A 21550-nucleotide genomic window follows, 5' to 3' on the forward strand; every position below is an offset into this window, starting at 1 on the left:
TGTGACCATCGATGGCAGACCTCGGTCTGCCATTCTTCCTTGTTAGCGAGGGGCGGGCCGAGCGCCGGGCCGCCCCAAGCCGGCCCGCCACCCCTCGGGGGGTGGATAGAACGGGCCGCGGCCCGTTCTATCCGGGGGCACCCATGACAGCAGAGCAGAAGATCCATTTCTACAAGGGGCCTGCGGGCGGCTGGGGCGCGCTGCGCAGCGTCGCCAAGCACCTGCAGCAGCAGGGCGTGGCCGTCAAGGGCGCCAAGACGCTGCTGTCGGCCAACCAGCCCGACGGCTTCGACTGCCCGGGCTGCGCCTGGCCCGACCGGGATCACCGCTCGACCTTCGAGTTCTGCGAGAACGGCGCCAAGGCCATCGCCGCCGAGGCGACCTCGCACCGCGCCACCGCGCAGGTGCTGGGCGGCCACACCGTCAGCGAGCTGGCCGAGTGGTCCGACTTCGACCTCGAGAACCTGGGCCGCATCACCGAGCCGCTGGTCTACGACGCCGCCAGCGACCGCTACGTGCCGATCGCCTGGGACGACGCCTTCGAGCTGATCGCCGCGCGGCTGAACGCGCTGAAGGATCCCAACGAGGCGATGTTCTACACCTCGGGTCGCGCCAGCAACGAAGCCGCGTTCCTGTACCAGCTGTTCGTGCGCGAGTTCGGCACCAACAATTTCCCCGACTGCTCGAACATGTGCCACGAGCCGTCCGGCCAGGGCCTGAAGCCGACCATCGGCATCGGCAAGGGCACGGTGACGCTGCACGACTTCGAGCAGGCCGACGCGATCTTCATCTTCGGCCAGAACCCCGGCACGAATCACCCGCGCATGCTGGGCGAGCTGCGCGAGGCCTCCAAGCGCGGCTGCAAGATCGTCAGCTTCAATCCGCTGCGCGAGCGCGGCCTGGAGCGCTTCGCCGATCCGCAGGACAAGATGGAGATGGCGACGCTGGGCAGCACGCCGATCTCGACCCACTATTTCCAGCTGCGCATCGGCGGCGACATGGCCGTGATGAAGGCGCTGTGCAAGCGCGTCTTCGAGCTGGACGACGCGGCCGTGGCCGCCGGCGGCGAGCGCGTGCTGGACCTGGGCTTCATCGCCGAGCACACGCATGGCTTCGAGGCCTTCGAGGCCAGCATCCGCGCCGAATCCTGGGAAGCGCTCGAGGCCGAGTCCGGCCTGTCGCAGGAGCAGCTGTGCGCCGCCGGCGACCTCTACGCGCAGGCCAAGCGCGTGATCATCTGCTGGGGCATGGGCATCACGCAGCACCAGCATTCGGTGGCGACCATCCAGCACATCGCGGCGCTGCTGATGCTGCGCGGCAACCTGGGCCGTCCCGGCGCGGGCGCCTGCCCGGTGCGCGGTCATTCCAACGTGCAGGGCGACCGCACGATGGGCATCTACGAGAAGCCGCCCAAGGCGCTGCTGGACCGGCTGGGCCAGGTCTTCGGCTTCGAGCCGCCGCGCGAGAACGGCTATGGCACCGTCGAGGCCATCCAGGCGATGCTCGACGGCAAGGGCAAGGTCTTCATCGCGCTGGGCGGCAACTTCGCCGCCGCGACGCCGGACACGGTGGCGACCTGGAAGGCGCTGCGCTCGACCGAGCTGACGGTGCATGTCACCACCAAGTTCAACCGCAGCCACACCATCCACGGCAAGGAAGCGCTGGTGCTGCCTTGCCTGGGCCGCACCGAGATCGACATGCAGGCCACCGGCCCGCAGGGCGTGACCGTCGAGGACTCGATGAGCATGGTCCACATCTCCAGCGGCATGAACGCGCCGGCGTCCGAGCACCTGCTGTCCGAGCCGATGATCGTGGCGCGCCTGGCGGCAGCGACGCTCAAGGGCCGCTCCAAGACGCCGTGGATGTGGCTGGTGGAGGACTACTCGCGCATCCGCGACAAGATCGAAGAGGTCTTCGACGACTTCAAGGACTTCAACGAGAAGATCAAGCAGCCGGGCGGCTTCCGGCTGCGCAACACGGCGTCGGAGCGGGTCTGGAACACGCCCACCGGCAAGGCCAACTTCATCACCCATGTGCTGCCGACGGACACGCCGTTCCACCTGGCACAGGCGCGGGCGATCGAGCACAAGGCGGTGGTGTTCAACCTGGCGACGGTGCGCTCGCACGACCAGTACAACACGACGATCTACGGCATGGACGACCGCTACCGCGGCGTCTGGGGCCATCGCCGCGTGGTCTTCATCAACAGGGAAGACCTGCGGCAGATCGGCATGAAGGCCGGCCAGTGGGTCGACATCACCAGCGTCTACAGCGATGGCGACACGCGTCGCGCCGAGAAGTTCGTGCTGATTGAATACGACATCCCGCGCGGCTGCCTGGCCAGCTACTTCCCCGAGACCAACGCGCTGGTGCCGCTGAGCAGCATCTCGATCGGGGCCGGCACGCCGACGTCCAAGTCCATCCCGGTGGTGCTGACGCTGCGGCCGCAGGACGAGCCGGTGCCGCAGGCGCAGGCGCGTTCGGTGGCGGACGCGCGGGCCTGAGGATCGCCGCATGAGCCGCGCTGACGCGTCCGCCGCCGACGAGGTCCACGACCGGGAGGGCGTGGACGGCGATGGCGGCGATGACGGTGGTCCGGGCGACATGGCCGCGCAGGCGCGTTTCGCGCTGGAGACGCTCGCCGAGCTGGACGCCGGCAACGGCGTGTCGCTGCCGCGGCTGGCCAAGCGCACCGGGCTGCGGGTCAGCGTGCTGCTGCGCCTGTACACGCTGATGAGCGACGCGCGCGTCGGCGACGAGCAGGGGCCTGGCTGGGTGCGGCTGCATGTCGATGAGGACGGGCGCTGGATCGCGCGGCTCACGCCGGTGGGCCGCGGTGACGAGGCGCCCGCTGCCGGTGGCGGGGAGTCGACGGCATGAGCGGGACCTGCGCACTGCCGGGTGGCGCGGAGGGCCGCGGTGAGGGCGGCGTCGGCGATCACGACGACGACGCACCACTGCCCGCCGCGCTGGTCGCGGTGCATCCGACGCGGCTCGGCGCCACGCGCGCGGCCGAGGAGGAATTCGTCGCCGAGGAAGTGCCCGTCGCGCTCGAGTACAACGGCCTGTCGCATGCGGTGATGCTGGCGACGCCGCTCGACCTCGAGGACTTCGCGCTGGGCTTCTCGCTGACGGAGGGCCTGCTGGCCTCGCCGGCGGACCTGCTCGACGTGGAAGTTCGCACGCGTCCGAATGGCGTGGCCCTGCAGCTGCGCGTGACCGCGCGTTGCGAGGCGCTGCTCAAGGAGCGTCGGCGCAGCATGGCCGGGCGCACCGGCTGCGGCCTGTGCGGGACGGACAACCTCGACCAGGTCTTCCGGCCGCCGCAGCGGCCCGTGCCGCCGCTGCCGGACGCGCTGGCGGCGGATGAGGCGCTGGTGGCGGCGCTGTCGCGCGCGATGCGCGAGCTGGCGGCCGCGCAGCCCCTGCAGCAGCGCACCGGCGGCATCCACGCCGCCGCGTGGTGCGGCGTCGACGGCGCGGTGCGATGCGTGCGCGAGGATGTCGGGCGCCACAACGCGCTCGACAAGCTGATCGGCGCGATGGCGCGCGACGGCGTCGATGCCTCGCAAGGGTTCGCGGCGGTGACCAGCCGCGCGAGCTTCGAGATGGTCCAGAAGGCCGCGCTCGCCGGCATGCCGATGCTGGCGGCGGTCAGCGCGCCCACGCACCTGGCGATCCGCACCGCGCAGACCTGCGGGCTGCGGCTGGCGGGCTTCGTCCGCGACGGACGCGCGACGCTGTACGCCTGACGCGGTCTCGCGCCCTCGCGCCCTCGCGCCCTCGCGCCCTTGCGCGGCGTTGCCGCTTCAGAACTTGCAGGCCATGCCGAGTTGGGCCGCGATGTCGACCTGCGTCGAGCCGTCGCCCTTGCGGCCAAGCTTGGATGGCATGCGAAAGCGCCCGGCACATTCGGTGGCATCGAGGCCCAGGCCGCGGAGCAGCTGCTTCGGCCCTTCCATGCCGATGCTCAGCGCGTGATGCGCGCGCTTGGGCGGCGGGCCGATCGGGGCGCCCTCGCGGGGGAGTTCGATGACCTGGATCTGGAGAGCCTGGTGCAGCATCGTGCTGCTGCCGGTGGCGCCGGCGGAGGGGCGCCCGGGTTGCATGCGGGCGCGCAGGGCGGCGAGTGAAGCCTGCAGCGCGAGCGGCCGGCGGGTGGCATCGGCGGCCGTGTCGATGGCGGCTTCCGACGCGGGCGAGGTCGGGGCGAGGACGTCGGGCGCCGAGGCCGCCACATCCGGCAGGGAGGGCGCCGCCGCGACCAGCCCGCTCATGCCGAGCGCCGCCAGCGCGCCGGCTCGCCGCCAGGCGCGTTGCCAAGCCCGTTCCCGAGCGCTTCGCCAAACACGTCGTGTCGCGTGTCCCATGCCGTCCTCCGTCCTTCAAGCGCGTGCCGCCACAGTGCGCGGCGCCGCTGAAGCACTCCTGAAGCGGTGCTGAAGAGCGGCTGAAGGTGGGGTCGGGACTTCCCCGTGGACTGCGAGCGTACGCTGGCCCTCACCCCGCCCTCTCCCGCAAGCGGGAGAGGGAGAATTCCCGCGCCTCCGCGCCGCGGCGCTGTCCCGCAAGCGGGCGAGGAAGCAATCCGGCGCTGCGGCGCTAGTCGAGTGTCTGGCGGTAGCGCATCAGCGCGATCGTGCCGGCGACCAGCAGGAACACCAGCATCGGCCAGAGTTCCGGCAACAGCTGCATGAAGCCGTTGCCCTTGAGCATGATGCCCCGCACGATGCGCAGGAAGTGGGTCAGTGGCAGTGCCTCGCCGATCACCTGCGCCCAGCGCGGCATGCCGCGGAACGGGAACATGAAGCCCGACAGCAGCATCGACGGCAGGAAGAAGAAGAACGTCGCCTGCAGGGCCTGCAGCTGGTTCTTCGCCAGCGTCGAGAAGGTGAAGCCCACCGCCAGGTTGGCCAGCATGAACACGCCGATCATGGCCAGCAGCAGCGTGAAGCTGCCCGCCATCGGGATCTGGAACAGCAGCGCCGCGGCCAGGAGGATGACGCCCAGCTGCACGTAACCCAGCACGATGTAGGGCAGGATCTTGCCCACCATGACCTCCAGCGGTCGCACCGGCGTCGCGAGCAGGTTCTCCATCGTGCCGCGCTCGCGCTCGCGCGTCATCGCCAGGCCGGTGAGCATCACCATCGTCATCGTCAGGATGGTGCCGATCAGGCCCGGCACGATGTTGTAGCGCGACAGGCCCTCCGGGTTGTAGCGCCGATGGATGCGCCACTCGAAAGGCGGGCTGGCGGCGCCGCCCGTGGCGATCGACGTCGTCGGGGCGATGCCGCCTCCGGCGCCGCCGGGCGTCCCGGCCGCCGCCGCGCCGACCAGGTCGCGCCGCAGCGCCTGCGCGCCAAGCTGCGCCAGCGCCGCCAGCGCGTTGCTGGACGCGGACGGATCGGTCGCATCGACGCTCACCAGCACCGCCGGCCGCTCGCCGCGCAGGATGCGGCGGCTGAAGTCGGGCGGGATCACGATCAGGAACTGCACCTCGCCGTCCTCGACCATCGCGTCGCCGTCATGCTCCGAGGCCGGACGGGCCTGGATGCGGAAATAGCCGCTCTGTTCCATGGCCGCCACCAGGCTGCGCGCCATCGGCCCGCGATCCTGCGTCACCACGGCGGTGGGCAGTCCCTTCGGGTCGGTGTTGATCGCGTAGCCGAAAAGCAGCAGCTGCAGGATGGGCACGCCGACCGCCATCGCGAAGGTCGGCCGGTCGCGCAGCATCTGCTGGACCTCCTTGATGAAGATCGCCAGCACGCGCGCGAGGCTGAAGCGGCGATCGGTCATCGCGCGCCCGCCCGGTGCGTGGGCCTTGCCGGGGGGGACGGCGTCGCGGTCGCCGCCTCGAAGTTGTCCGGTGTCCGGCTGATCAGGCTGATGAACACGTCTTCGAGGTTGGCCTCCGCCCGCGCCCAGCGCAGCCCGTCGCCGGCGCGGTGCGGCGCGATTGCCCGGTCGAGCGCGACCGCGTCCTGTCCCGCGACGTGCAGGCTGCTGCCGAACGCGGCGACGCTCAACACGCCCTCGGCGCCGTTCAAGGCGGTGGAGACGGCGGTCAGTCGCTGCGGATCATCGGCGTGGAGCGCCCAGACGGTGAGGCCGGCCTGCGCGATGATCTCGCGCTGCGTGCCGCGCGCGAGCAGCCGGCCGTAGGCGATGTAGGCGAGCTCGTGGCAGCGCTCGGCCTCGTCCATGTAATGCGTCGAGACCAGCACCGTGATGCCGTCGGCGGCGAGCCGATGGATCTCGTCCCAGAAGTCGCGGCGCGCCTTCGGATCGACGCCGGCGGTCGGCTCGTCGAGCAGCAGCAGGCGAGGGTCATGCAGCAGGCAGGCGGCCAGCGCCAGCCGCTGTTTCCATCCGCCGGACAGGGCGCCGGCGAGCTGGTCCTGCCGCGTCTTCAGTCCGAGCCGTTCCAGCGCCTCGTCCACGCGGCGAGGCCGCGCGTCGAGTTCGAACAGCCGCGCGATGAAGTCCAGGTTCTGGCGGATGGAGAGGTCCTCGTAGAGCCCGAAGCGCTGCGTCATGTAGCCGACCTGGCGCTTGATCTCAGCCGCGCGCCGGCGCATGTCCAGGCCGAGGCAACGGCCCTCGCCCTCGTCGGGCGTGAGCAGTCCGCACAGCATCCGGATCGTGGTCGTCTTGCCGCTGCCGTTGGGGCCGAGGAAGCCGCAGATGCGCCCACGTCCGAGCTGCAGGTCGACATGGTCCACGACGGTCCGCTGGCCGTAGCGCTTGGTCAGGCCGCGGACGTCGATGGCCAGGTCGCTCGCGGACGCCCCGGCGCCGTCGCCGGGGAGCGTCGTCGGCGCGCTGCGCTCGGTCATGAGCGCCCGCCGGAAGCGGCCGATGCCATCGACGCGGCACCGGCAGTCGCAGACGCTGCACCCGCAGACGGGCGCACCTCCAGCGGCTGTCCCGGATGCAGGCGCGTCGCCTGTGCGGGATCGGGTCGCGCCTCGACCAGGAACACGAGTCGCGCCCGCTGGCTGTTGGAATAGATCACCGGCGGCGTGTACTCCGGTTGCGGCGAGATGTAGCTGATGCGCGCGGCGATCGGCGCGCCGCAACCGTCGCAGCTCAGCAGCACCGCCTGCCCCTGGCGCAGGGAGGCCAGCTCCGGTTCCGGCACGTAGAAGCGCGCCTTGCGCTGCGACGGCGGCAGCAGCGCCACGACCGGCTGGCCGGCGTTGACGTACTCCCCGACGCGATAGAAGGTGTCGTCGACCAGGCCGGCGGTTGGCGCGCGCTGCCGGGTCTGCGCTTCGCGCCACTGCTGCTGTTCGAGCGCGGCCGAGGCGGCTTCTGCATTGGCGCGCGCGGCGGCCTGCTGATCGCTGCGCGCGGGCAGTTCCGCCACGCGCAACGAGGACTCGAGCTCGCGCACGCGTTGGCGCGCCTGCGCCGCGGCGGCCCGGGCGTCGTCCAGCCGCGCCGCCGAGATGAAGCCCTGGCCGATCAGCTGCTGCTGCCGCGCCAGGTCGGTCTCCGCCAGCGCGGACTGCGCGCGCGCCTGTGCCAGTTGGGCCCGGCTCATCGCGATCTCGTCGGGACGGCGGCCCTTGGCGGCATCGGCCTGCTCCGCGCGGGCAGCGGCGAGTCGCGCATCGGCTTCGGCGCGGGCGGCGCGCATCGGGGTGACGTCGATGCTGAACAGCGGCGCGCCGGCCGCCACGGTGTCGCCGCGCTGCACCTGGAGGTCGAGCAACTGGCCCGCGACCGGCGCCGCGACGTAGACCGGATCGCCTTCGGCATAACCGGACCAGGCTGGCGGCGGTTCGCGACCGCAGGCGGCGAGGGCTGTGGCGGCCAGCAGCGCCATGACCGCATTCGCGCGACCTGCTCCCCGAGCCTCCGGAGCCTGCGGGGTCGCCGCGCCGGCCGCGCGGACCGCCTCGGCCTGGCGACCGATCCGGACCCCATTCCAACGGAAGAGGCGGTGAGGCGGGCGGCGCGGCATCGTGGGCATCGGCGGCTTCTCCGGACGACGGGATGGCCGGGATTATTGCCCCTGAGCCAGCTGCGCGCGCGAGTAGCCGGAGCGCCAACATCGGTCCGCGCGGCTCGGCGACGTCCCCTCCGCCGACAGGGGCAAGGCGTGCGCGGTTCGGCGTTTAGATGATGGTCGACATTACATTATTCATGTCGAGTGAAATTGAAAACAGCCACTCCACCCTCTTCCACTGCTCAAGGATTCACCATGGACTTCAAGAACACTGTCGCGCTGGTCACCGGCGCCAATCGCGGTCTCGGCAAGAGCTTCGTCAAGGCGCTGCAGGCCGCCGGCGTGAAGAAGATCTACGCGGCGGCGCGGGATCCGGCGTCCATCGACCTGCCCGGCGTGACGCCGCTCCGGCTCGACGTCACCAAGCCGGACCAGATCGCCGCGGCGGTGCGGGCGGCGGGTGACGTCACGCTGCTGATCAACAACGCGGGCATCACCCGCGGCTCGCCGCTGCTGGGCGAGCAGGCGATCGCCGCGCTGCGCGATGAGTTCGAGACCAACGTCGTGGGACCGCTCGAGCTGACCCGCGCGTTCGCGCCGGTGCTCAAGGAGCAGGGCGGCGGCGCGGTGGTCAACGTGCTGTCGGTGCTGAGCTGGCTCAACCTGACCGGCGCGGCGACCTACAGCGTGTCCAAGGCGGCGACCTGGTCGGTCACCAACGGACTGCGCCAGGAGTTGAAGGACCAGGGCACGGCGGTGCTGGGGCTGCACGTCGGTTTCATGGACACCGACATGACGGCCGGCATCGATGCACCGAAGACCGACCCGCTGGACGTCGCCCGACAGGTGCTGGCGGCGCTGGCCGCCGGCAAGGACGAGGTCTATGCCGATGACATGACGCGCGCGGTGAAGGCGGGTCTGTCGGCGGAGCAGGGCAGCTACCGCGGCGGCGTCTGAGGCGGCGTCCACGGCCGCGCGCGACGTGGTGGGTGAGGCGGCGGGCGAGGTGGCTCGGCGCGGGAGCGGCGGCCACTTCGTGAAATTCCGCTCAAGTTGGCGCGGAAGCGGCCGATAGTGCCTGCATGGTCATCGCCAACTCCCCCAGCGTCAACGCCGTGGTCCGGAATGCATCCCGCCGCACGCCCGGCACGGCCGGCAATGCCGCCAGCCTGCTGGTGCTGCGCAAGGCCATGGACGTCCAGGAAGCCGGCGCCGCCGCCCTGCTCGCCGCCTTGCCGCAGGCGCCTGCCCTGGCCACCGAGGGCACGCTCGGGCGGAACATCAACACCTACGCCTGATCCTGCGGCGCGGCGCCTGTCCGCGTTACTCGCCGGGCAGGCGATAGGTGAAGACATAGAGGTGCTGTCCGTTGCGGGCCTCGATGCTCATGTCGCCGCTCAGGCCGGCCAGCTCGCCGGTGCCGGAGTCGGGCACGACGCGAACCGACAGCTGAGGCGCACCGCGCGTCATCTCGCCGAGGTGCATCAGCACGAAGGAACCGCTGCGACCCGCAAGACGCCCTTCCACGCGCTCCATGGCGACATAGCCCGCCGAGCCGGGCGTCGCGCTGCGGAAGGACAGCATCTGTCCCATGCCGCTGGCCTCGAGGTCGCCGCGGAACTGCTTGTGGATCAGCGTCCGGGCCGGTTGAGCCGGCGCCTCGCCGGGTTCCAGTGGCTGGGCGGTGAGTTTCACGTCGAAGAGGCCGCGAGCGACGCGGGCCGGCGCCATCGGCGCACTCGCGGAAACGGCAGGCGCTGTGGCCTCGGGCGCCGGGGCGGCCATCGCGGAACCTGCGGACAGGAGCGCGGCGATACTCGTCGCAAGAGCTGGCATGGTGATCGGGACGGAGTTGATTTCGTCCCATTGCACCGGAACCGCCATCCCGGCGATAGGAAAAACACGACATCGGCATCGCATGACAGCACACGCCCCTCGCGGCGCGCGAGGCGTTCTCTACCCCGGACTGGCGCCAGGGCGCTTCCGCCATGACCGGCAGCCACCCAGCGCCGATCTGGCGCCTTGGATCGAGCATCACTGGTTCGTGAGCTGGGATCTCCGCGGATGTCCGCCGCAGGTTCAATCGACGCTGCCCCATCCCAATGTCCACCTGGTCGTGGAAGACGGCGCGGTGCGCCTGTGGGGCGTCCATCGAGCACGTTTCAACCGGACGCTTGCCGGTCACGGCTGGGTGCATGGCGTCAAGTTCAAGGTCGGAGCGCTGCCGGCGTTCCTGAATTCGCCGGCGGCCGACCTGATGGACCGGCAGGTCGATGCCCGCGGCCTGCTGGGTGACGATGTGGATCGGTTGCTCGATCCGCCGCTGGCCGACGCTCCCGAGGCGGGGAAGGCGCGCATCGAGGCCGTACTGCGCGCGCGAGTTCCGGCGGTGGTGGATGCGCGCGGCGCGAGGTTGGCGGAGATCGTCGAGGTCATAGGCCGTGACGCGGGCATCACTTCGGTCGAACAGCTGTGCGCGATGACGGGAGAGTCCGCACGTCGCTTGCAGCGGGACTTCAGGCACTACGTGGGAGCGAGTCCGAAATGGGTGATCGCACGTTACCGGCTGCATGAGGCGCTCGCCTTGCTGCAGAGCGGTGAAGCGAAGCCCGACGCCGAACTGTCGCAGCGCCTCGGCTATTTCGACCAGGCGCACTTCATCCGGGACTTCCGCCAGTTGGTCGGCATGACGCCGAGGGCGTATGTGAGCGCGCTGCACCGCGACTCGGGCGAATCGGCAGCGGCGCGTTGAGGTGTCCATGCCGCCGGCCGATCGCCATGGGCCTGATCGGATCGGCACCGAACTTGAACGGACGCGGCGAGGAGCCGGCGCCGGCGCTGCCTACACTGGCTGCGTCATCCACAAGGAGTGTTCATGTTCAACCACATCGTCATCGGCACCAACGACATCGACCGCGCGCGGCGCTTCTATGACCAGGTGCTGGGCGTGCTCGGGGTGGGCGGGGTCATGCCGCACCAGGTCAAGTCCGGCCACCAGCGCCTGTTCTACCGCCATGACGGCGGTACGCTAGGCATCGCGCAGCCGATCAACGACGAGCCCGCGACCTTCGCCAACGGCGGCACCATTGCCTTCCGCTGCGCGTCGCCGGAGCAGGTCCATGCCTTCCACGACACGGCGGTGGCCCATGGCGGCGTCTCGATCGAGGAGCCACCCGGCCTGCGCGTCGATTCGCTCGGGCAGTTCTACCTGGCTTACGTCCGTGACCCCGATGGCAACAAGCTGTGCGCCCTGCATCGCGTGAAGACATCGCCTTGAGCGTCGCCTGCGGCAGCGCGAGCCTGGCCACCGGGGCAGAGCTCGCGCGGACCTTGCATGTCAGGCCCGGCCTGGGCGTCGCCGCGCACGTCGTGCAGGGCGAGGGGCTGGAGATCGTGCGCATCCGCGTCGAGCGGCCGGCCGTCATCGTCGTCGACCGCGGCATCAAGACGGTCAAGCCCGCGCGCGGCAGCGCCGTCCGGGCTTTGCCCGGCCAGGCGCTGCTGCTGGCCGGCGGGCACACGGTCGACTTCCACAACCGCATCACCGATGGCGAGCGCTACGAGGCGCGCTGGCTCATGTTCGGCGGGACGGTGCTGGACGATCCCTACTACCTGGCCACCGCGCAGCGCCAGTCCTCTGCCGACGCGTCCGAGGTGGCCCCGCCTCCGGCGCGGGTGCTGCGCCGCGTGCCGGAGGGCCTGGCCGAGGCCTTCGAGCGCGCGCGACGTGGCCTCGCCCCGGACCCGTCGCGGCCCGAGGCGGTGGTGCGCCAGCAGATGCTGGAGGTGGCGCACTGGTTGCTCGCGGCGGGCATGGTGCTGCGCGTGCCCCCTGACGACGCGAGGGTCTCGGGGCGGATCCGGGCCATGCTGTCGGCGCGGCTGGACGGCGAGTGGAGTTCCGACGCCATCGCCCGGTCGTTGGCCATGTCGGAGGCCACGCTGCGACGCCGTCTGGCGGCCGAGGGCGTGACGCTGCGCGAGTTGATCACGGATGTGCGCATGGCCTCCGCGCTGGTCCTGCTGCAGGCCACCTCCCGGCCCGTCTCCGAGATCGCATCGGCGGTCGGCTACGACTCGCCATCGCGATTCGCGGTGCGCTTCCGTGATCGATTCGGCTTCGCGCCGACCGCGGTGCGCGGGCATGCGAGGGCGGTGTGACCTTCGACTGTTTCCCGCACCGTTGCAGCACTCAGAATCGATGGTTCCTCCGACACGGATCAGGGAGACAGGAATGACGAGTCCCGCGCAACAGATCGCACAAAACAAGGCGGCTGAATGCAGGCTGCAAGTGCTGGCGCATCGACAGGCCTTTGCCCGGCAAGGCCTGGCCGCTGGTCAATGTGCCGCTGACGGTTGGGATCTTTGCGCTGAGACCTTCAGTGGCGAGTTTGACCTGGACACGCCCGTCGGTCAGGGTCTGTTGCGGGGACTGCTCGCTCAACAGCCCAGCGTCTTGCACACGTTGCGAAGCTGGGAGCCGACCATGCCGGTCGCCCGAGTGCCAATGCCCGTCGCTGCGCCCCGTCCCGGCCCCGGACCGCGCCCCGAAGACGATCTCCCACCATGGCTCAAAGACTATCTTTTCGGGCAATGGGGCGGCGCCGGCGTGCAGTCCGAAATCCGCTCTGCCGGTGTGGGACCCGGCAACATCATTGGCAACGGTCTCGCCGCGGCGCAGACCGCGACCATGATGGGCATGCAGGGCCAGACAGCCGCGCGCCTCAGCACTGCCGCGCAGCAGGTCGCCTCTGGCGCTTCGCGTACGGTCCGCATCAATCAGTTCATGGACCTGTACAACGCCAACCAGGGAAAGGGGCCGCCGCGTCTACGGCTGAGAATCCGAAACCTGCCATTGACGGTTGCCGCGCCGATTCCGGGAACCCAATGGCGTACCAACGCAAAAGGCACGACCCACTCCACGCGCTGGGCCGCTCCAACGGCCAGTCAGGTCAAAGGCGCGGGGGCGGTCGCCGCGGAAAGCCGATGGGCCCGGAGCATGGGCTGGTCCACGGGGAAGTTGGGGACCGGCCTGATCACCTTTGCCCCCACAGCCGCCCTCGATGCGTGGAGCAGCATTGAATTCGACCTGGACGCGAACGGCAAGCGGCAGATCCGGTCCTTCGACACCAACAAGTTCCTGGTCGCCTCTGCCCGCAACCAAAGCGGCAACGCCCTGGGACTGGCCGCCAGCGTCGCCGCGGTCCCCGTGGCGGTAGCGATCACCGCTGGTCTGGGCCTGACTGTGGTGGGCGCCCCTCTCGTGCTGATCGGCTTGGCGGCGGGCGTTGCGGTGCAAGTCATCTGGAACGCTTCTGGCGGCGCTGATTTCGCGGAGAACCAGGCGCGCGCCGCGCTCGGGATGTCTCGGTGAGGCCTCCGGACAACCTCGCCACCCTGAAAGGCACGCCGGTCGCCATGGCGATTGCCGGCGTGCTGATCGTGCCGGCGATGTGGGCGTTCCTGCTGGCGCCGCGCATCGTGCTGGCGGTGGCGCCGTTCACCGGCTTGCTGTTTCTGCTGTCGGGCGTGCACATGACCTACCGAAGCCGCTTCTCGCCCGCGGAGGCGATGTGGAGCTTCGTCCTGGCGTTGATCTTCTTCGGCAGCCTGCTGGTGGCGTCGACCACCTCGCTGGTATGGCGAATGGGGCGCCCCGAACTCCACGGCGCCGCAGTGGCCGTGGCCGCGGCGATCGGCACCGGTGGACTGCTGCTGGGCTACCTCGCGGAGCGGCGGCGGCTGTCTCCGTCCAAGGACGGCATCCCCGTCGCGCTGATGCCCATCATCGACCTGGAGCAGCATCGACTTCGTCCGCTGCCGATCGCCGGCAGTCCACCAACGATGGGTCGGGTCGCCTTCCTGGCCGCCTTGGCGCTCAACCTGCCATTGCTGCTCCAACTGAACGGACTGCAACGCGACGACGTGCTGTGGCTCGCCATGCCGGTCCTGGGCGCCGCGGTGACCTACGTCCTGACCACGGGGATCGGCCCATCGCTCGCTCGTATCCAGGCACTCCGGGCGCTGGAGCGGCGTACCGGTCAGCGGTTCACGACCTCCCGCATCGAGGAGTTGAACGCCATGCGTCGAGGCTTGTGGCTGGCGCGATGGTTCTGCCGCGCGGACGACTTGAAGGCCGCTGCGCCAGCCAGTGCGGGGCTCAAAGGCGCGCGGCCTCGGCGCTGACGAGGCCGCTCATACCGAACGAATGTCGTTCCGAAGCTCCTTGACGGTCGGCAGCACCAGGTTCCACTTCTGCAGCCAGATGACGGTGGCCAGCAGCATGACGTCCCCCACCACCTCGACGATCTTGTCGATGGCCTTGATCTTCGCCAGCGCCGCGGTGGCCTCCTTCGTCGTGACGACGATGTCCGCCAGCGGCTCGGTGGTGTCGGCGAGGTAGTCCCGCTGGGCCATCAACAGCAGGTTCTGCGCCGCTCCGCCGAGCGACTGGCTCCATCGCATCGCTGTCAGACCGTCGGGGCCGGGCGTACCGACCGGCATGGCTTCGGCCATGTCGTCGAGGGCCTTGGCCAGCTGCACCAGTTCGTCGGCGCTGTACGCCAGGGTCGTGTCGGTCATGCGCCCTCCCTAGAGCTTGGCCACGGCGTCGTGCGCCTTGTCGAGTTCCTTGGCCGTCGCGGCGATCGCCTTCAGCGTGCGCGTCATCGCGTCGCGGTCCATCGCCAGCGCGCCGCGAATCCGGTCGTGATCGTCGGCGAGCTTTTGAAGTGCCGCCTTGTAGGTGGCGATCGCGCTCAGTTCCTTGTCGTAGTCCGCCCCGACGCGAGCGAGCTCCCGTCGGCCGAGGTACTTGTCGCCGAGATCGGATTGCCCGATCTCGCACTTCACGAAGTTGATCGCCTGGATGCGTTCGCCCCGCAGGCCTTCGGCATAGACGTCGGCGAGCTTGCGCATCAGGCCCAGCACGCGCGCGACGTCGCCATGCGAGGACGCCATCAGCTCGCGGAGCTTCTTGTGGCGATAGCCGTCGAGCCCCCGCCGGAGCAGCGCGAACAGTCCTTGCACGGCGGCCTCCTCTTCGGGCGACACCTTGGCGCCGGCGCCCTTGATGCCCTCGAGCGAAGGAGCGGCCGTCTTGGCGACGTCGGGCAACTGGTCCGAGGCGAGTTCACCGAGGGCGGTGAAGTACGCGCTCATGGCCTGGTGCAGCTTCTCCGCGTCGTCATAGGCAGCGTCGAACTGCGCTTGGGGAAGCCGGCCGGTGTAGCCGATGGGGCACACGTCGCCATCGAGGCGTTGCTCGCGCAGCTTCTTGTCGGAATCACGCCAGCGCTTGGCGGCATCGGTGGCGCCGGCCACGCCGGCCGCCGATTCGGCGTAGGTGCTGATGGCCTGCAGGTTGACGCAGCCCGCAAGCATCGCCGCCAAGCCGACGGCCAAAAGACGGTTCCGGAAAGGCAAGGCAGTTCCTTTCGAACAGGTCGAGTACCGGTTGCCCCAGGGGCTTCGGCGGCGGCGAATCGTAAGGCGGTCGGGAAATCGGCCCACCCCTTCAGTCTGGGGGAGGCCGCGGTGGAGCACTTCGGACGTCCCATGAAAAAAGCGCCGACAGGACTGTCGGCGCTTTCGCGGTGTCGATGCCTGGCGAGGCAGGCGTTGCAGGGGACGGTCAGCCGACCAACCCCAGCGCCCTCGGCAGCGCCAGCGACAGGCCCGGCCAGTAGGTGACGACGAGCAGGAAGCCCAGCATCGTCAGCAGCCACGGCCAGACCGCGACCGTCAGTTCGGTGATGCCCATCTTCGTGATGCCCGACGCCACGTAGAGGTTGAGCCCCACCGGCGGGTGGCACAGGCCGACTTCCATGTTGACGGCCATCAGGATGCCCAGGTGCACCGGATCGACGCCCAGCTTGGCCGCGACCGGGAACAGGATGGGCGCCATGATCAGCACGATCGCCGCCGGGTCCATGAAGTTGCCCGCGCCCAGCAGGATCAGGTTGACCAGCAGCAGGAACACGATCAGCCCGAAGCCCTGCGCCGACATCCACGCCGCCATCGTCTGCGGGATCTGCTCGGAGGCCATCAGGAAGCTGAACAGCACCGCGTTGGTGATGATGTACAGCAGCATCGAGCTCATCGCCGCCGCCTTCAGCAGCACCTTGGGCACGTCCTTCAGGCCCATGTCCTTGTAGACGAAGACCGAGATGATGAAGGCGTAGACCGCGGCCACGGCCGCCGCCTCGGTCGGCGTGAACTTGCCGCTGTAGATGCCGCCGATGACGACGACGATCAGCATCAGGCCCCAGAAGCTCTCGCGGAAGGCCTTGAAGCGCTCGGCCCAGGTCGCCTTGACCATGCGCGGGTAGTCGTACTTCTTGGCGCGGTACCAGGTGGTGATGCCCAGCAGCAGCGACAGGCACACGCCCGGCACGACGCCGGCCATGAACAGCTGGCCCACCGACGCGGTGCCTACCACCTCGCCATTCGGTCCGGTGGCGCTCATGCCGGCCGTCGCGATCGAGAACATCACCAGGTTGATCGACGGCGGGAACAGGATGCCCAGCGCGCCGGACGTCGTGATCACGCCCGCGCCGAACTGCTTCGGATAGCCCTGCTTGGTCATCGCCGGCAGGATGATGGAACCGACCGCGACGACCGTCGCGACCGATGAGCCCGAGATCGCCGCGAACATCGCGCAGGCCAGCACGCCGGCCAGGCCGAGGCCTCCGTACCAGTGGCCGATCATGGTCGTGGCGAAGTGGATGATCCGCCGCGCCACTCCGCCATGGGTCAGGAAGTTGCCCGCCAGGATGAAGAAGGGCACGGCCATGATCTCGAACTTCTCGATGCCGGTGAACAGCTTGAGCGCGACCGATTCGATCGGCACGTTCGTCATCGTGAAGAGATAGGTCAGGACCGTCAGGCCCAGCGAGATCGAGATCGGCATGCCGGTGAGCATCAGCACCACCAGCAGCGAGAAGATGATCAGGGTGTTCATGCGCGATCTCCCTTCGAGCCGTTCGAGCCCTTGGCGGCTTCCTCGGCTGTCTTGGCCGCGCCGACCGCGGCGACGTCATCCTCGATGCCCTCGACGTGGCCGTGGTCCGCGTGCGGCGCCTCGCCGGTGCGGATGAAGTGCCAGCACACCTGCAGGAAGCGGAAGCACATCAGGTAGGAGCCCAGCGGCACGCAGGAGTAGGCGATCCAGGTCGGGATCTCCAGGTCGGGCGAGGTCGGGCCTTCGAAGAGGTCGGGGTTCTCGATGCCGAAGGCATGCGTGAACGCGTAGTGCGCGCCGTTCTCCCACACGAAGGTCGCGCCCAGCGTGCCGATGGTCGCGGTGAACACCGCGCCGGCCAGCAGGCTGAAGATCACCAGGTACTTCGCGTGCTCGGGCCTCAGCTTGCGCACCAGCACGTCCACGCCCACGTGGGTGCCGGCCCGCACGCCGTAGGCGGCGCCGAACTTGGCCATCCACACAAACATGTAGATGCACAGCTCCTGCGCCCAGCTCACGTCAATGCGGATGACGGCATCTTGCAAGTGCGGCACGCCGGCCAGGAAGCGGTGCAGCACGGCCATCGCGATGACCAGCGTCGCGGCGCCCATGAGGAACGCAATGAGCGTCTCCTCCAATCGATCCAACCATCTCAGCGACATGGCGATCTCCTTCAGACAAAAGAAGGCCGCGCCGCCCAGAACAGGGGCGCGGCACACAGGACGCCGCCACCGGCGGGCGGACCCATCAAGCGGGAGCCCGGAGAACCGGCTTCGCCGGGCTCCTGGGGTCCGCCCCCTCGGGGGGCCGGCGTGAGCCGGTAGGGGGGAACTTATCTAGTCGGCGGGACGAAGCCGGCGGCCTTGTAGGCAGCCTCGACGGTGGCCTTGCCGACGCGGCCTTCCATCTCCTTGTGGACCGGCATCAGCGCGAGCTTCCACTCGTTCACCTCGGCCGGCGTCAGCGTGTAGATCGTGGTCTTGCCGCTGGCCTTGATCTTCTCCAGCGCCTGCTGGTTCTCGGTCTGCGCGATCGCGTTGGCGTAGATGGTGGCGTCCTTGACGCTGCTGTCCACCACCGCCTTCAGGTCGGCGGGCAGGCCGTCGTAGAACTTCTTGTTGATGATCAGCGCGTAGGCCAGGTGGCCGTGGTTGCTCAGCGTCGTGTGCTTCTGCACCTCGTAGGTCTTCTGCGTGTAGAAGTTGGACGGCACGCCCTCGGTGCCGTCCACCACGCCCGACTGCAGCGCCTGGTACAGCTCGGAGAAGGCCATCACCTGCGGGATCGCGCCCAGCGCGCGCATCTGCGCGTCCAGCACCTTGGAGGACTGGATCCGCATCTTCAGGCCCTTGAAGTCCGCCACGTGGTGCAGCGGCTTGTTGGCGCTCATGATGTGGAAGCCGTTGTCCCAGAAGGCCAGGCCCTTGATGCCCTTGGGCTCGAGCTTCTTGAACAGCTCCATGCCCAGCGTGTTGGTGGTGTTGCGGAACGAGGCGTCGTCCTTGAACAGGAAGGGCAGGTCGAAGACCTCGAACTCCTTCACGCCCAGCGGGCCGAACTTGGCCAGCGACGGCGCCAGCATCTGCACCGAGCCCAGTTGCAGCGCCTCCAGCTCTTCCTTGTCCTTGTAGAGCTGGCTGTTGGGATAGACCTCGACCTTCAGGCGGCCCTTGCTGCGTTCCTCGGCCAGCTCCTTGAAGCGCTGCGCGCCCTTGCCCTTGGGCGTGTCGGGGGCGACGACGTGGCTCAGCTTGATCACGATCGGCGCCTGGGCGAAGGCGCTCGTGGTGGTGCCGAGCGCGGCGCACAGGCCGGCGGTGGCGAGCGCGACGGACAGCAGCGCGCGGCGAGGGAAGGTGGCGGACATGGAGGTCTCCTGGTGTTCTCGGGATCCAAGGCGCCGGCGCGGGGCCGGTCTGCGGGATGGAGCGGATTGTGGAAATCCGGCCTGCGCGCGGCCAGTTGTGGACTTCCACATTGGGGGAGCCCGCAGCGCCCGCGGCCCGGCCCGCGCGCCGCGCAGCGCCTAGACTGCCGCCATGGCCGTGTCCCGACGACTGCTCCAGATGCTCAAGCGCGCCAGCTGGGCCTTGCCGCTGCTGCTGGCGCTGGCCTTTGCCGCCTCGGTTGGCGTGTGGCTGCGGCTGAGCGACGTCCGCGACCTGGAGGAGGAACGGCTCACGCTGATCACCGACGCGCTGTCGCTGGAGGCGCGCATCTCGGACTGGCTCAACGCGGAGCACGCGGCGGTGGACCGGCTCGCGCAGCAGCTGCCGGGCGCGGTCGACGACCGCATGCTGCTCAACCACCGTGCGGTGGCCGAGGGCCTGCGCCGGCTGTGGGTCAGCGCGACGGTCCTGGACGCCAACAACCGCGTGATCGCGCATGTGCCGCAGCAGGTGCCGCAGGCGACGGCGCCGTCGAAGGAGCGCAGTGGCGTGAGCCTGGACGAGGGCGGCCTGACCGCGCACTGGAGCGCGGCACGGCCGCAGGGCGGGCGGCTGGTGGTGCGCTTCGCGCCGAGCGCGCTGCTGCGCCAGACGCTGCCGTGGTGGCTGGCGCAGAAGTACGACGTGCGCCTGGTCGACGGACTCGGGCAGCGGCTCGCGCAGACGGGCGATGCGATCGCGCTGCCCGGGACGCAGAGCTACCGCGTCAGCGTCGATCCCGCGATGCGCGAGACCTGGCTCGAGCTCAACACGCGCGTGCCTCACCGGCCCTGGTGGTACACGCTGGCGGCGGGGCTGATGGGGGTGTTCTTGCTGCTGTCGGCGCTGGCCAGCGCGATGCTGCGCCGGCAGATGCGCGAGGTGCGGCGCGCCGAGGGCGAGGCGCGGACCGAGGCCGCCTGGCGGCGCGCGGTCGAGGATTCATTGACGGTGGGCCTGCGCGGGCGGGACCTGGACGGCCGCCTGACCCATGTGAACCGCGCGTTCTGCGACCTGGTGGGTTATGGCGCGGAGGAGCTGCTGGGCCGCCTGCCGCCGATGCCGTACTGGCTGCCCGACGAGATGGCCGACAGCCTGCGCCGCCACCAGCGCAACATGGCGGGCGGCGCGCCGCGCGAGGGCTACGAGGCGCGCTGGATGCATCGCGACGGCCATGAGTTGGACGTGATGATCTTCGAGGCGCCGCTGGTGGATGCGAACGGCGTGCAGATCGGCTGGATGGGGTCGATCGTCGACATCAGCGCGCGCAAGCAGACCGAGGAGCGCGAGCGCCGCCGCACCGAGGCGCTGGCGCACCAGGCGCGGCTGAGCACGCTGGGTGAAGTGGCCTCGGCGCTGGCGCACCAGCTCAACCAGCCGCTGGCGGCGATCGCGGGCTACAACGCGGGGGCGTTGCGCTCGCTGGAGCGGGCCGGGCATCCGGACGACGACATCGTCATGGAGGCGCTGCGGCGGCTGGGCGAGCAGGCGCAGGAGGCGGGGCGCATCGTGCAGCGCATCCGCGCCTTCCTGACGCGCCGCGCCCCGCAGCCGGAACGCTGCGCGGTGCCGGAACTCGTCGCGCGGGTGCTGGCGCTGCTCAAGCGCGACCTGCGCGGCGTGCGGGTGGACGTCGAGATGCCCGCCGGGTTGCCGGAGGTGCAGGCCGACGCGGTGCTCATCGAGCAGGTGCTGATCAACCTGGTGCGCAACGCGCTGGATGAACTGCACCATCGGCCCGGGGCGCAAGTGCGCATCGCCGCGCAGCGCGTGGGCGAGCGCTTCGTGCGCGTGGACGTCGACGACAACGGGCCCGGGCTGCAGGGGCGCGGCATCGATCAGCTGACGACGGCGTTCTACTCGACCAAGGCCGAAGGCATGGGCATGGGGCTGGCGATCTGTCGCTCGGTGATCGAGGCGCACCACGGCGGCATGGAGGCCGGCGCGGGCGCGCTGGGCGGCGCGAGGATCAGCTTCACGCTGCCGCTGTGTCAGGAGACCGGGCCGTGCGGCGCGGGCGAGGCGGGCGTCGATTCATACAAGGAGGGCGCGCGATGAGCGACCCACAGGCGACGGTCCACCTGGTGGACGACGAGGCGGCGGTGCGCGACGCGCTGGCTTTCCTGATGCGCTCGCACGGTCTGCGGGTGGACGCGCATGCGAGCGGGCCGGCGCTGTTCGAGGCGCTGGACCAGGCGATCGATCCGCATGGCTGCATCGTGCTGGACGTGCGGATGGAGCCGCTGTCCGGGTTGCAGGTGCATGACGAGCTGATCGCGCGCGGGGTGCCGCTGCCGGTGATCTTCCTGAGCGGTCACGGCGACATCCCGATGGCGGTGGATGCGATGCAGAAGGGCGCGGTCGATTTCGTCGAGAAGCCGTTCAACGACCAGGCGCTGGTGAACAAGGTGCAGCGCGCGATCGCGACGGACGTCCACCGCTGGCGCGAATCGCGCGCTCATGCGGACGTGGCCGGCAGGCTCGCCAGCCTGACCGACCGCGAACGTGAGGTCGCGGTGCTGGTGGCGGCCGGCAAGCTGAACAAGCAGGTCGCGGATGAACTCGGTATTGCGATCCGCACGGTAGAGGTCCACCGCGCGCGGGCGTTCACGAAGCTGGGCCTGCGCTCCGCGGCGGAGCTGGCGACGCTGCTGGAGCGGTTTGAGGTGAAGCGGGAGAAGGGCGCTCAGTGAGCGACGGCGGCAG

At 69.9% G+C, this 21550-nt stretch carries 22 protein-coding genes; 12 read left to right on the forward strand and 10 right to left on the reverse strand.

Going from position 1 to position 21550, the window contains the following annotated elements:
• The first annotated feature begins 143 nt into the window (after positions 1-143).
• The 3 genes from FHT38_RS00695 to fdhD are packed head-to-tail and all read left to right on the forward strand — an operon-like array spanning position 144 to position 3752.
• Positions 144-2504, forward strand: coding sequence for an FdhF/YdeP family oxidoreductase (locus FHT38_RS00695; protein ID WP_183488890.1), 2361 nt, complete (start codon positions 144-146; stop codon positions 2502-2504).
• 10 nt (positions 2505-2514) lie between these two features.
• Positions 2515-2880, forward strand: a complete 366-nt coding sequence (locus FHT38_RS00700) for a hypothetical protein (protein ID WP_255488566.1) — start codon at positions 2515-2517, stop codon at positions 2878-2880.
• Complete coding sequence (gene fdhD / locus FHT38_RS00705; protein ID WP_183488893.1) at positions 2877-3752, forward strand: formate dehydrogenase accessory sulfurtransferase FdhD; 876 nt, start codon at positions 2877-2879, stop codon at positions 3750-3752. Before FHT38_RS00700 ends, fdhD begins: the two co-directional genes overlap by 4 nt.
• A 57-nt stretch (positions 3753-3809) precedes the next feature.
• Here the strand turns inward: fdhD and FHT38_RS00710 are convergent, their stop codons facing one another.
• From FHT38_RS00710 to FHT38_RS00725, 4 genes are all read right to left on the reverse strand, one after another.
• Positions 3810-4277 carry a hypothetical protein gene (locus FHT38_RS00710; RefSeq protein ID WP_183488896.1) on the reverse strand — a complete coding sequence of 156 codons (468 nt, stop codon included), beginning with the start codon at positions 4275-4277 and terminating at the stop codon, positions 3810-3812.
• 325 nt (positions 4278-4602) lie between these two features.
• Positions 4603-5796: an ABC transporter permease gene (locus FHT38_RS00715; RefSeq protein WP_183488899.1), complete on the reverse strand. Its 1194-nt coding sequence runs from the start codon at positions 5794-5796 to the stop codon at positions 4603-4605.
• Positions 5793-6836 (reverse strand): ABC transporter ATP-binding protein, encoded by a 1044-nt coding sequence (locus tag FHT38_RS00720; RefSeq protein WP_183488902.1) that lies wholly within the window; start codon positions 6834-6836, stop codon positions 5793-5795. Before FHT38_RS00720 ends, FHT38_RS00715 begins: the two co-directional genes overlap by 4 nt.
• Positions 6833-7831, reverse strand: coding sequence for an HlyD family secretion protein (locus FHT38_RS00725; protein WP_183488905.1), 999 nt, complete (start codon positions 7829-7831; stop codon positions 6833-6835). Before FHT38_RS00725 ends, FHT38_RS00720 begins: the two co-directional genes overlap by 4 nt.
• 378 nt (positions 7832-8209) lie before the next feature.
• On the opposite strand from FHT38_RS00725, the gene FHT38_RS00730 reads away from it, so the two are divergent.
• The gene (locus FHT38_RS00730; RefSeq protein WP_183488908.1) at positions 8210-8911 is read left to right on the forward strand and encodes an SDR family oxidoreductase; all 702 of its coding nucleotides are present in this window, start codon (positions 8210-8212) and stop codon (positions 8909-8911) included.
• A 125-nt stretch (positions 8912-9036) separates the two neighbouring features.
• Positions 9037-9252, forward strand: coding sequence for a putative motility protein (locus FHT38_RS00735; protein ID WP_183488911.1), 216 nt, complete (start codon positions 9037-9039; stop codon positions 9250-9252).
• Between the two features lie 25 nt (positions 9253-9277).
• Here FHT38_RS00735 and FHT38_RS00740 read toward each other — a convergent pair whose 3' ends face one another.
• Positions 9278-9685 carry a DUF3224 domain-containing protein gene (locus FHT38_RS00740; protein ID WP_183488914.1) on the reverse strand — a complete coding sequence of 136 codons (408 nt, stop codon included), beginning with the start codon at positions 9683-9685 and terminating at the stop codon, positions 9278-9280.
• 103 nt (positions 9686-9788) lie between these two features.
• Here FHT38_RS00740 and FHT38_RS00745 point away from each other — a divergent pair, with 103 nt between their 5' ends.
• The 5 genes from FHT38_RS00745 (at position 9789) to FHT38_RS00765 (ending at position 14140) form a co-directional block, all read left to right on the forward strand.
• Positions 9789-10706 (forward strand): helix-turn-helix transcriptional regulator, encoded by a 918-nt coding sequence (locus FHT38_RS00745; protein ID WP_183488917.1) that lies wholly within the window; start codon positions 9789-9791, stop codon positions 10704-10706.
• Positions 10707-10829: 123 nt separating this feature from the next.
• The gene (locus tag FHT38_RS00750) at positions 10830-11231 is read left to right on the forward strand and encodes a VOC family protein (RefSeq protein WP_183488920.1); all 402 of its coding nucleotides are present in this window, start codon (positions 10830-10832) and stop codon (positions 11229-11231) included.
• Positions 11228-12115: a helix-turn-helix transcriptional regulator gene (locus FHT38_RS00755; protein ID WP_183488923.1), complete on the forward strand. Its 888-nt coding sequence runs from the start codon at positions 11228-11230 to the stop codon at positions 12113-12115. Before FHT38_RS00750 ends, FHT38_RS00755 begins: the two co-directional genes overlap by 4 nt.
• A gap of 73 nt (positions 12116-12188) precedes the next feature.
• Positions 12189-13328 carry a hypothetical protein gene (locus tag FHT38_RS00760; protein ID WP_183488926.1) on the forward strand — a complete coding sequence of 380 codons (1140 nt, stop codon included), beginning with the start codon at positions 12189-12191 and terminating at the stop codon, positions 13326-13328.
• Complete coding sequence (locus tag FHT38_RS00765; protein WP_183488929.1) at positions 13325-14140, forward strand: hypothetical protein; 816 nt, start codon at positions 13325-13327, stop codon at positions 14138-14140. Before FHT38_RS00760 ends, FHT38_RS00765 begins: the two co-directional genes overlap by 4 nt.
• Positions 14141-14149: 9 nt before the next feature.
• On the opposite strand, the gene FHT38_RS00770 is transcribed toward FHT38_RS00765, so the two are convergent.
• From FHT38_RS00770 to FHT38_RS00790, 5 genes are all read right to left on the reverse strand, one after another.
• The gene (locus FHT38_RS00770; RefSeq protein WP_091720178.1) at positions 14150-14536 is read right to left on the reverse strand and encodes a hypothetical protein; all 387 of its coding nucleotides are present in this window, start codon (positions 14534-14536) and stop codon (positions 14150-14152) included.
• Between the two features lie 9 nt (positions 14537-14545).
• Positions 14546-15358, reverse strand: a complete 813-nt coding sequence (locus FHT38_RS00775; protein ID WP_183488931.1) for a hypothetical protein — start codon at positions 15356-15358, stop codon at positions 14546-14548.
• A gap of 229 nt (positions 15359-15587) precedes the next feature.
• Positions 15588-16916: a TRAP transporter large permease gene (locus FHT38_RS00780; protein ID WP_091720188.1), complete on the reverse strand. Its 1329-nt coding sequence runs from the start codon at positions 16914-16916 to the stop codon at positions 15588-15590.
• Complete coding sequence (locus tag FHT38_RS00785) at positions 16913-17572, reverse strand: TRAP transporter small permease (protein WP_221213781.1); 660 nt, start codon at positions 17570-17572, stop codon at positions 16913-16915. Before FHT38_RS00785 ends, FHT38_RS00780 begins: the two co-directional genes overlap by 4 nt.
• 176 nt (positions 17573-17748) lie before the next feature.
• Entirely contained in the window at positions 17749-18783 is a 1035-nt protein-coding gene (locus FHT38_RS00790) for a TRAP transporter substrate-binding protein (RefSeq protein ID WP_183488936.1), read from the reverse strand.
• A 172-nt stretch (positions 18784-18955) separates the two neighbouring features.
• Here FHT38_RS00790 and FHT38_RS00795 point away from each other — a divergent pair, with 172 nt between their 5' ends.
• Both FHT38_RS00795 and FHT38_RS00800 read left to right on the forward strand, forming a co-directional pair.
• On the forward strand, positions 18956-20902 hold the full coding sequence (locus tag FHT38_RS00795) for a sensor histidine kinase (RefSeq protein ID WP_091720196.1): 1947 nt from the start codon (positions 18956-18958) through the stop codon (positions 20900-20902).
• On the forward strand, positions 20899-21537 hold the full coding sequence (locus FHT38_RS00800; protein ID WP_091720200.1) for a response regulator transcription factor: 639 nt from the start codon (positions 20899-20901) through the stop codon (positions 21535-21537). The genes FHT38_RS00795 and FHT38_RS00800 overlap by 4 nt, the downstream gene beginning before the upstream one ends.
• Positions 21538-21550 lie beyond the last annotated feature (13 nt).

Origin of the sequence: Mitsuaria sp. BK041, assembly GCF_014193085.1 — a bacterium.
In the GTDB taxonomy this organism is placed as follows: domain Bacteria; phylum Pseudomonadota; class Gammaproteobacteria; order Burkholderiales; family Burkholderiaceae_C; genus Roseateles.

Bases quoted from the DNA above. Each gene is read 5' to 3' on its own strand.
- FHT38_RS00695 (WP_183488890.1), top strand. From the start codon at position 144: ATGACAGCAGAGCAGAAGATCCATTTCTACAAGGGGCCTGCGGGCGGC.
- FHT38_RS00700 (WP_255488566.1), top strand. From the start codon at position 2,515: ATGAGCCGCGCTGACGCGTCCGCCGCCGACGAGGTCCACGACCGGGAG.
- fdhD (WP_183488893.1), top strand. From the start codon at position 2,877: ATGAGCGGGACCTGCGCACTGCCGGGTGGCGCGGAGGGCCGCGGTGAG.
- FHT38_RS00710 (WP_183488896.1), bottom strand. From the start codon at position 4,277: ATGAGCGGGCTGGTCGCGGCGGCGCCCTCCCTGCCGGATGTGGCGGCC.
- FHT38_RS00715 (WP_183488899.1), bottom strand. From the start codon at position 5,796: ATGACCGATCGCCGCTTCAGCCTCGCGCGCGTGCTGGCGATCTTCATC.
- FHT38_RS00720 (WP_183488902.1), bottom strand. From the start codon at position 6,836: ATGACCGAGCGCAGCGCGCCGACGACGCTCCCCGGCGACGGCGCCGGG.
- FHT38_RS00725 (WP_183488905.1), bottom strand. From the start codon at position 7,831: ATGGCGCTGCTGGCCGCCACAGCCCTCGCCGCCTGCGGTCGCGAACCG.
- FHT38_RS00730 (WP_183488908.1), top strand. From the start codon at position 8,210: ATGGACTTCAAGAACACTGTCGCGCTGGTCACCGGCGCCAATCGCGGT.
- FHT38_RS00735 (WP_183488911.1), top strand. From the start codon at position 9,037: ATGGTCATCGCCAACTCCCCCAGCGTCAACGCCGTGGTCCGGAATGCA.
- FHT38_RS00740 (WP_183488914.1), bottom strand. From the start codon at position 9,685: ATGGCGCCGGCCCGCGTCGCTCGCGGCCTCTTCGACGTGAAACTCACC.
- FHT38_RS00745 (WP_183488917.1), top strand. From the start codon at position 9,789: ATGGTGATCGGGACGGAGTTGATTTCGTCCCATTGCACCGGAACCGCC.
- FHT38_RS00750 (WP_183488920.1), top strand. From the start codon at position 10,830: ATGTTCAACCACATCGTCATCGGCACCAACGACATCGACCGCGCGCGG.
- FHT38_RS00760 (WP_183488926.1), top strand. From the start codon at position 12,189: ATGACGAGTCCCGCGCAACAGATCGCACAAAACAAGGCGGCTGAATGC.
- FHT38_RS00770 (WP_091720178.1), bottom strand. From the start codon at position 14,536: ATGACCGACACGACCCTGGCGTACAGCGCCGACGAACTGGTGCAGCTG.
- FHT38_RS00780 (WP_091720188.1), bottom strand. From the start codon at position 16,916: ATGAACACCCTGATCATCTTCTCGCTGCTGGTGGTGCTGATGCTCACC.
- FHT38_RS00790 (WP_183488936.1), bottom strand. From the start codon at position 18,783: ATGTCCGCCACCTTCCCTCGCCGCGCGCTGCTGTCCGTCGCGCTCGCC.
- FHT38_RS00795 (WP_091720196.1), top strand. From the start codon at position 18,956: ATGGCCGTGTCCCGACGACTGCTCCAGATGCTCAAGCGCGCCAGCTGG.
- FHT38_RS00800 (WP_091720200.1), top strand. From the start codon at position 20,899: ATGAGCGACCCACAGGCGACGGTCCACCTGGTGGACGACGAGGCGGCG.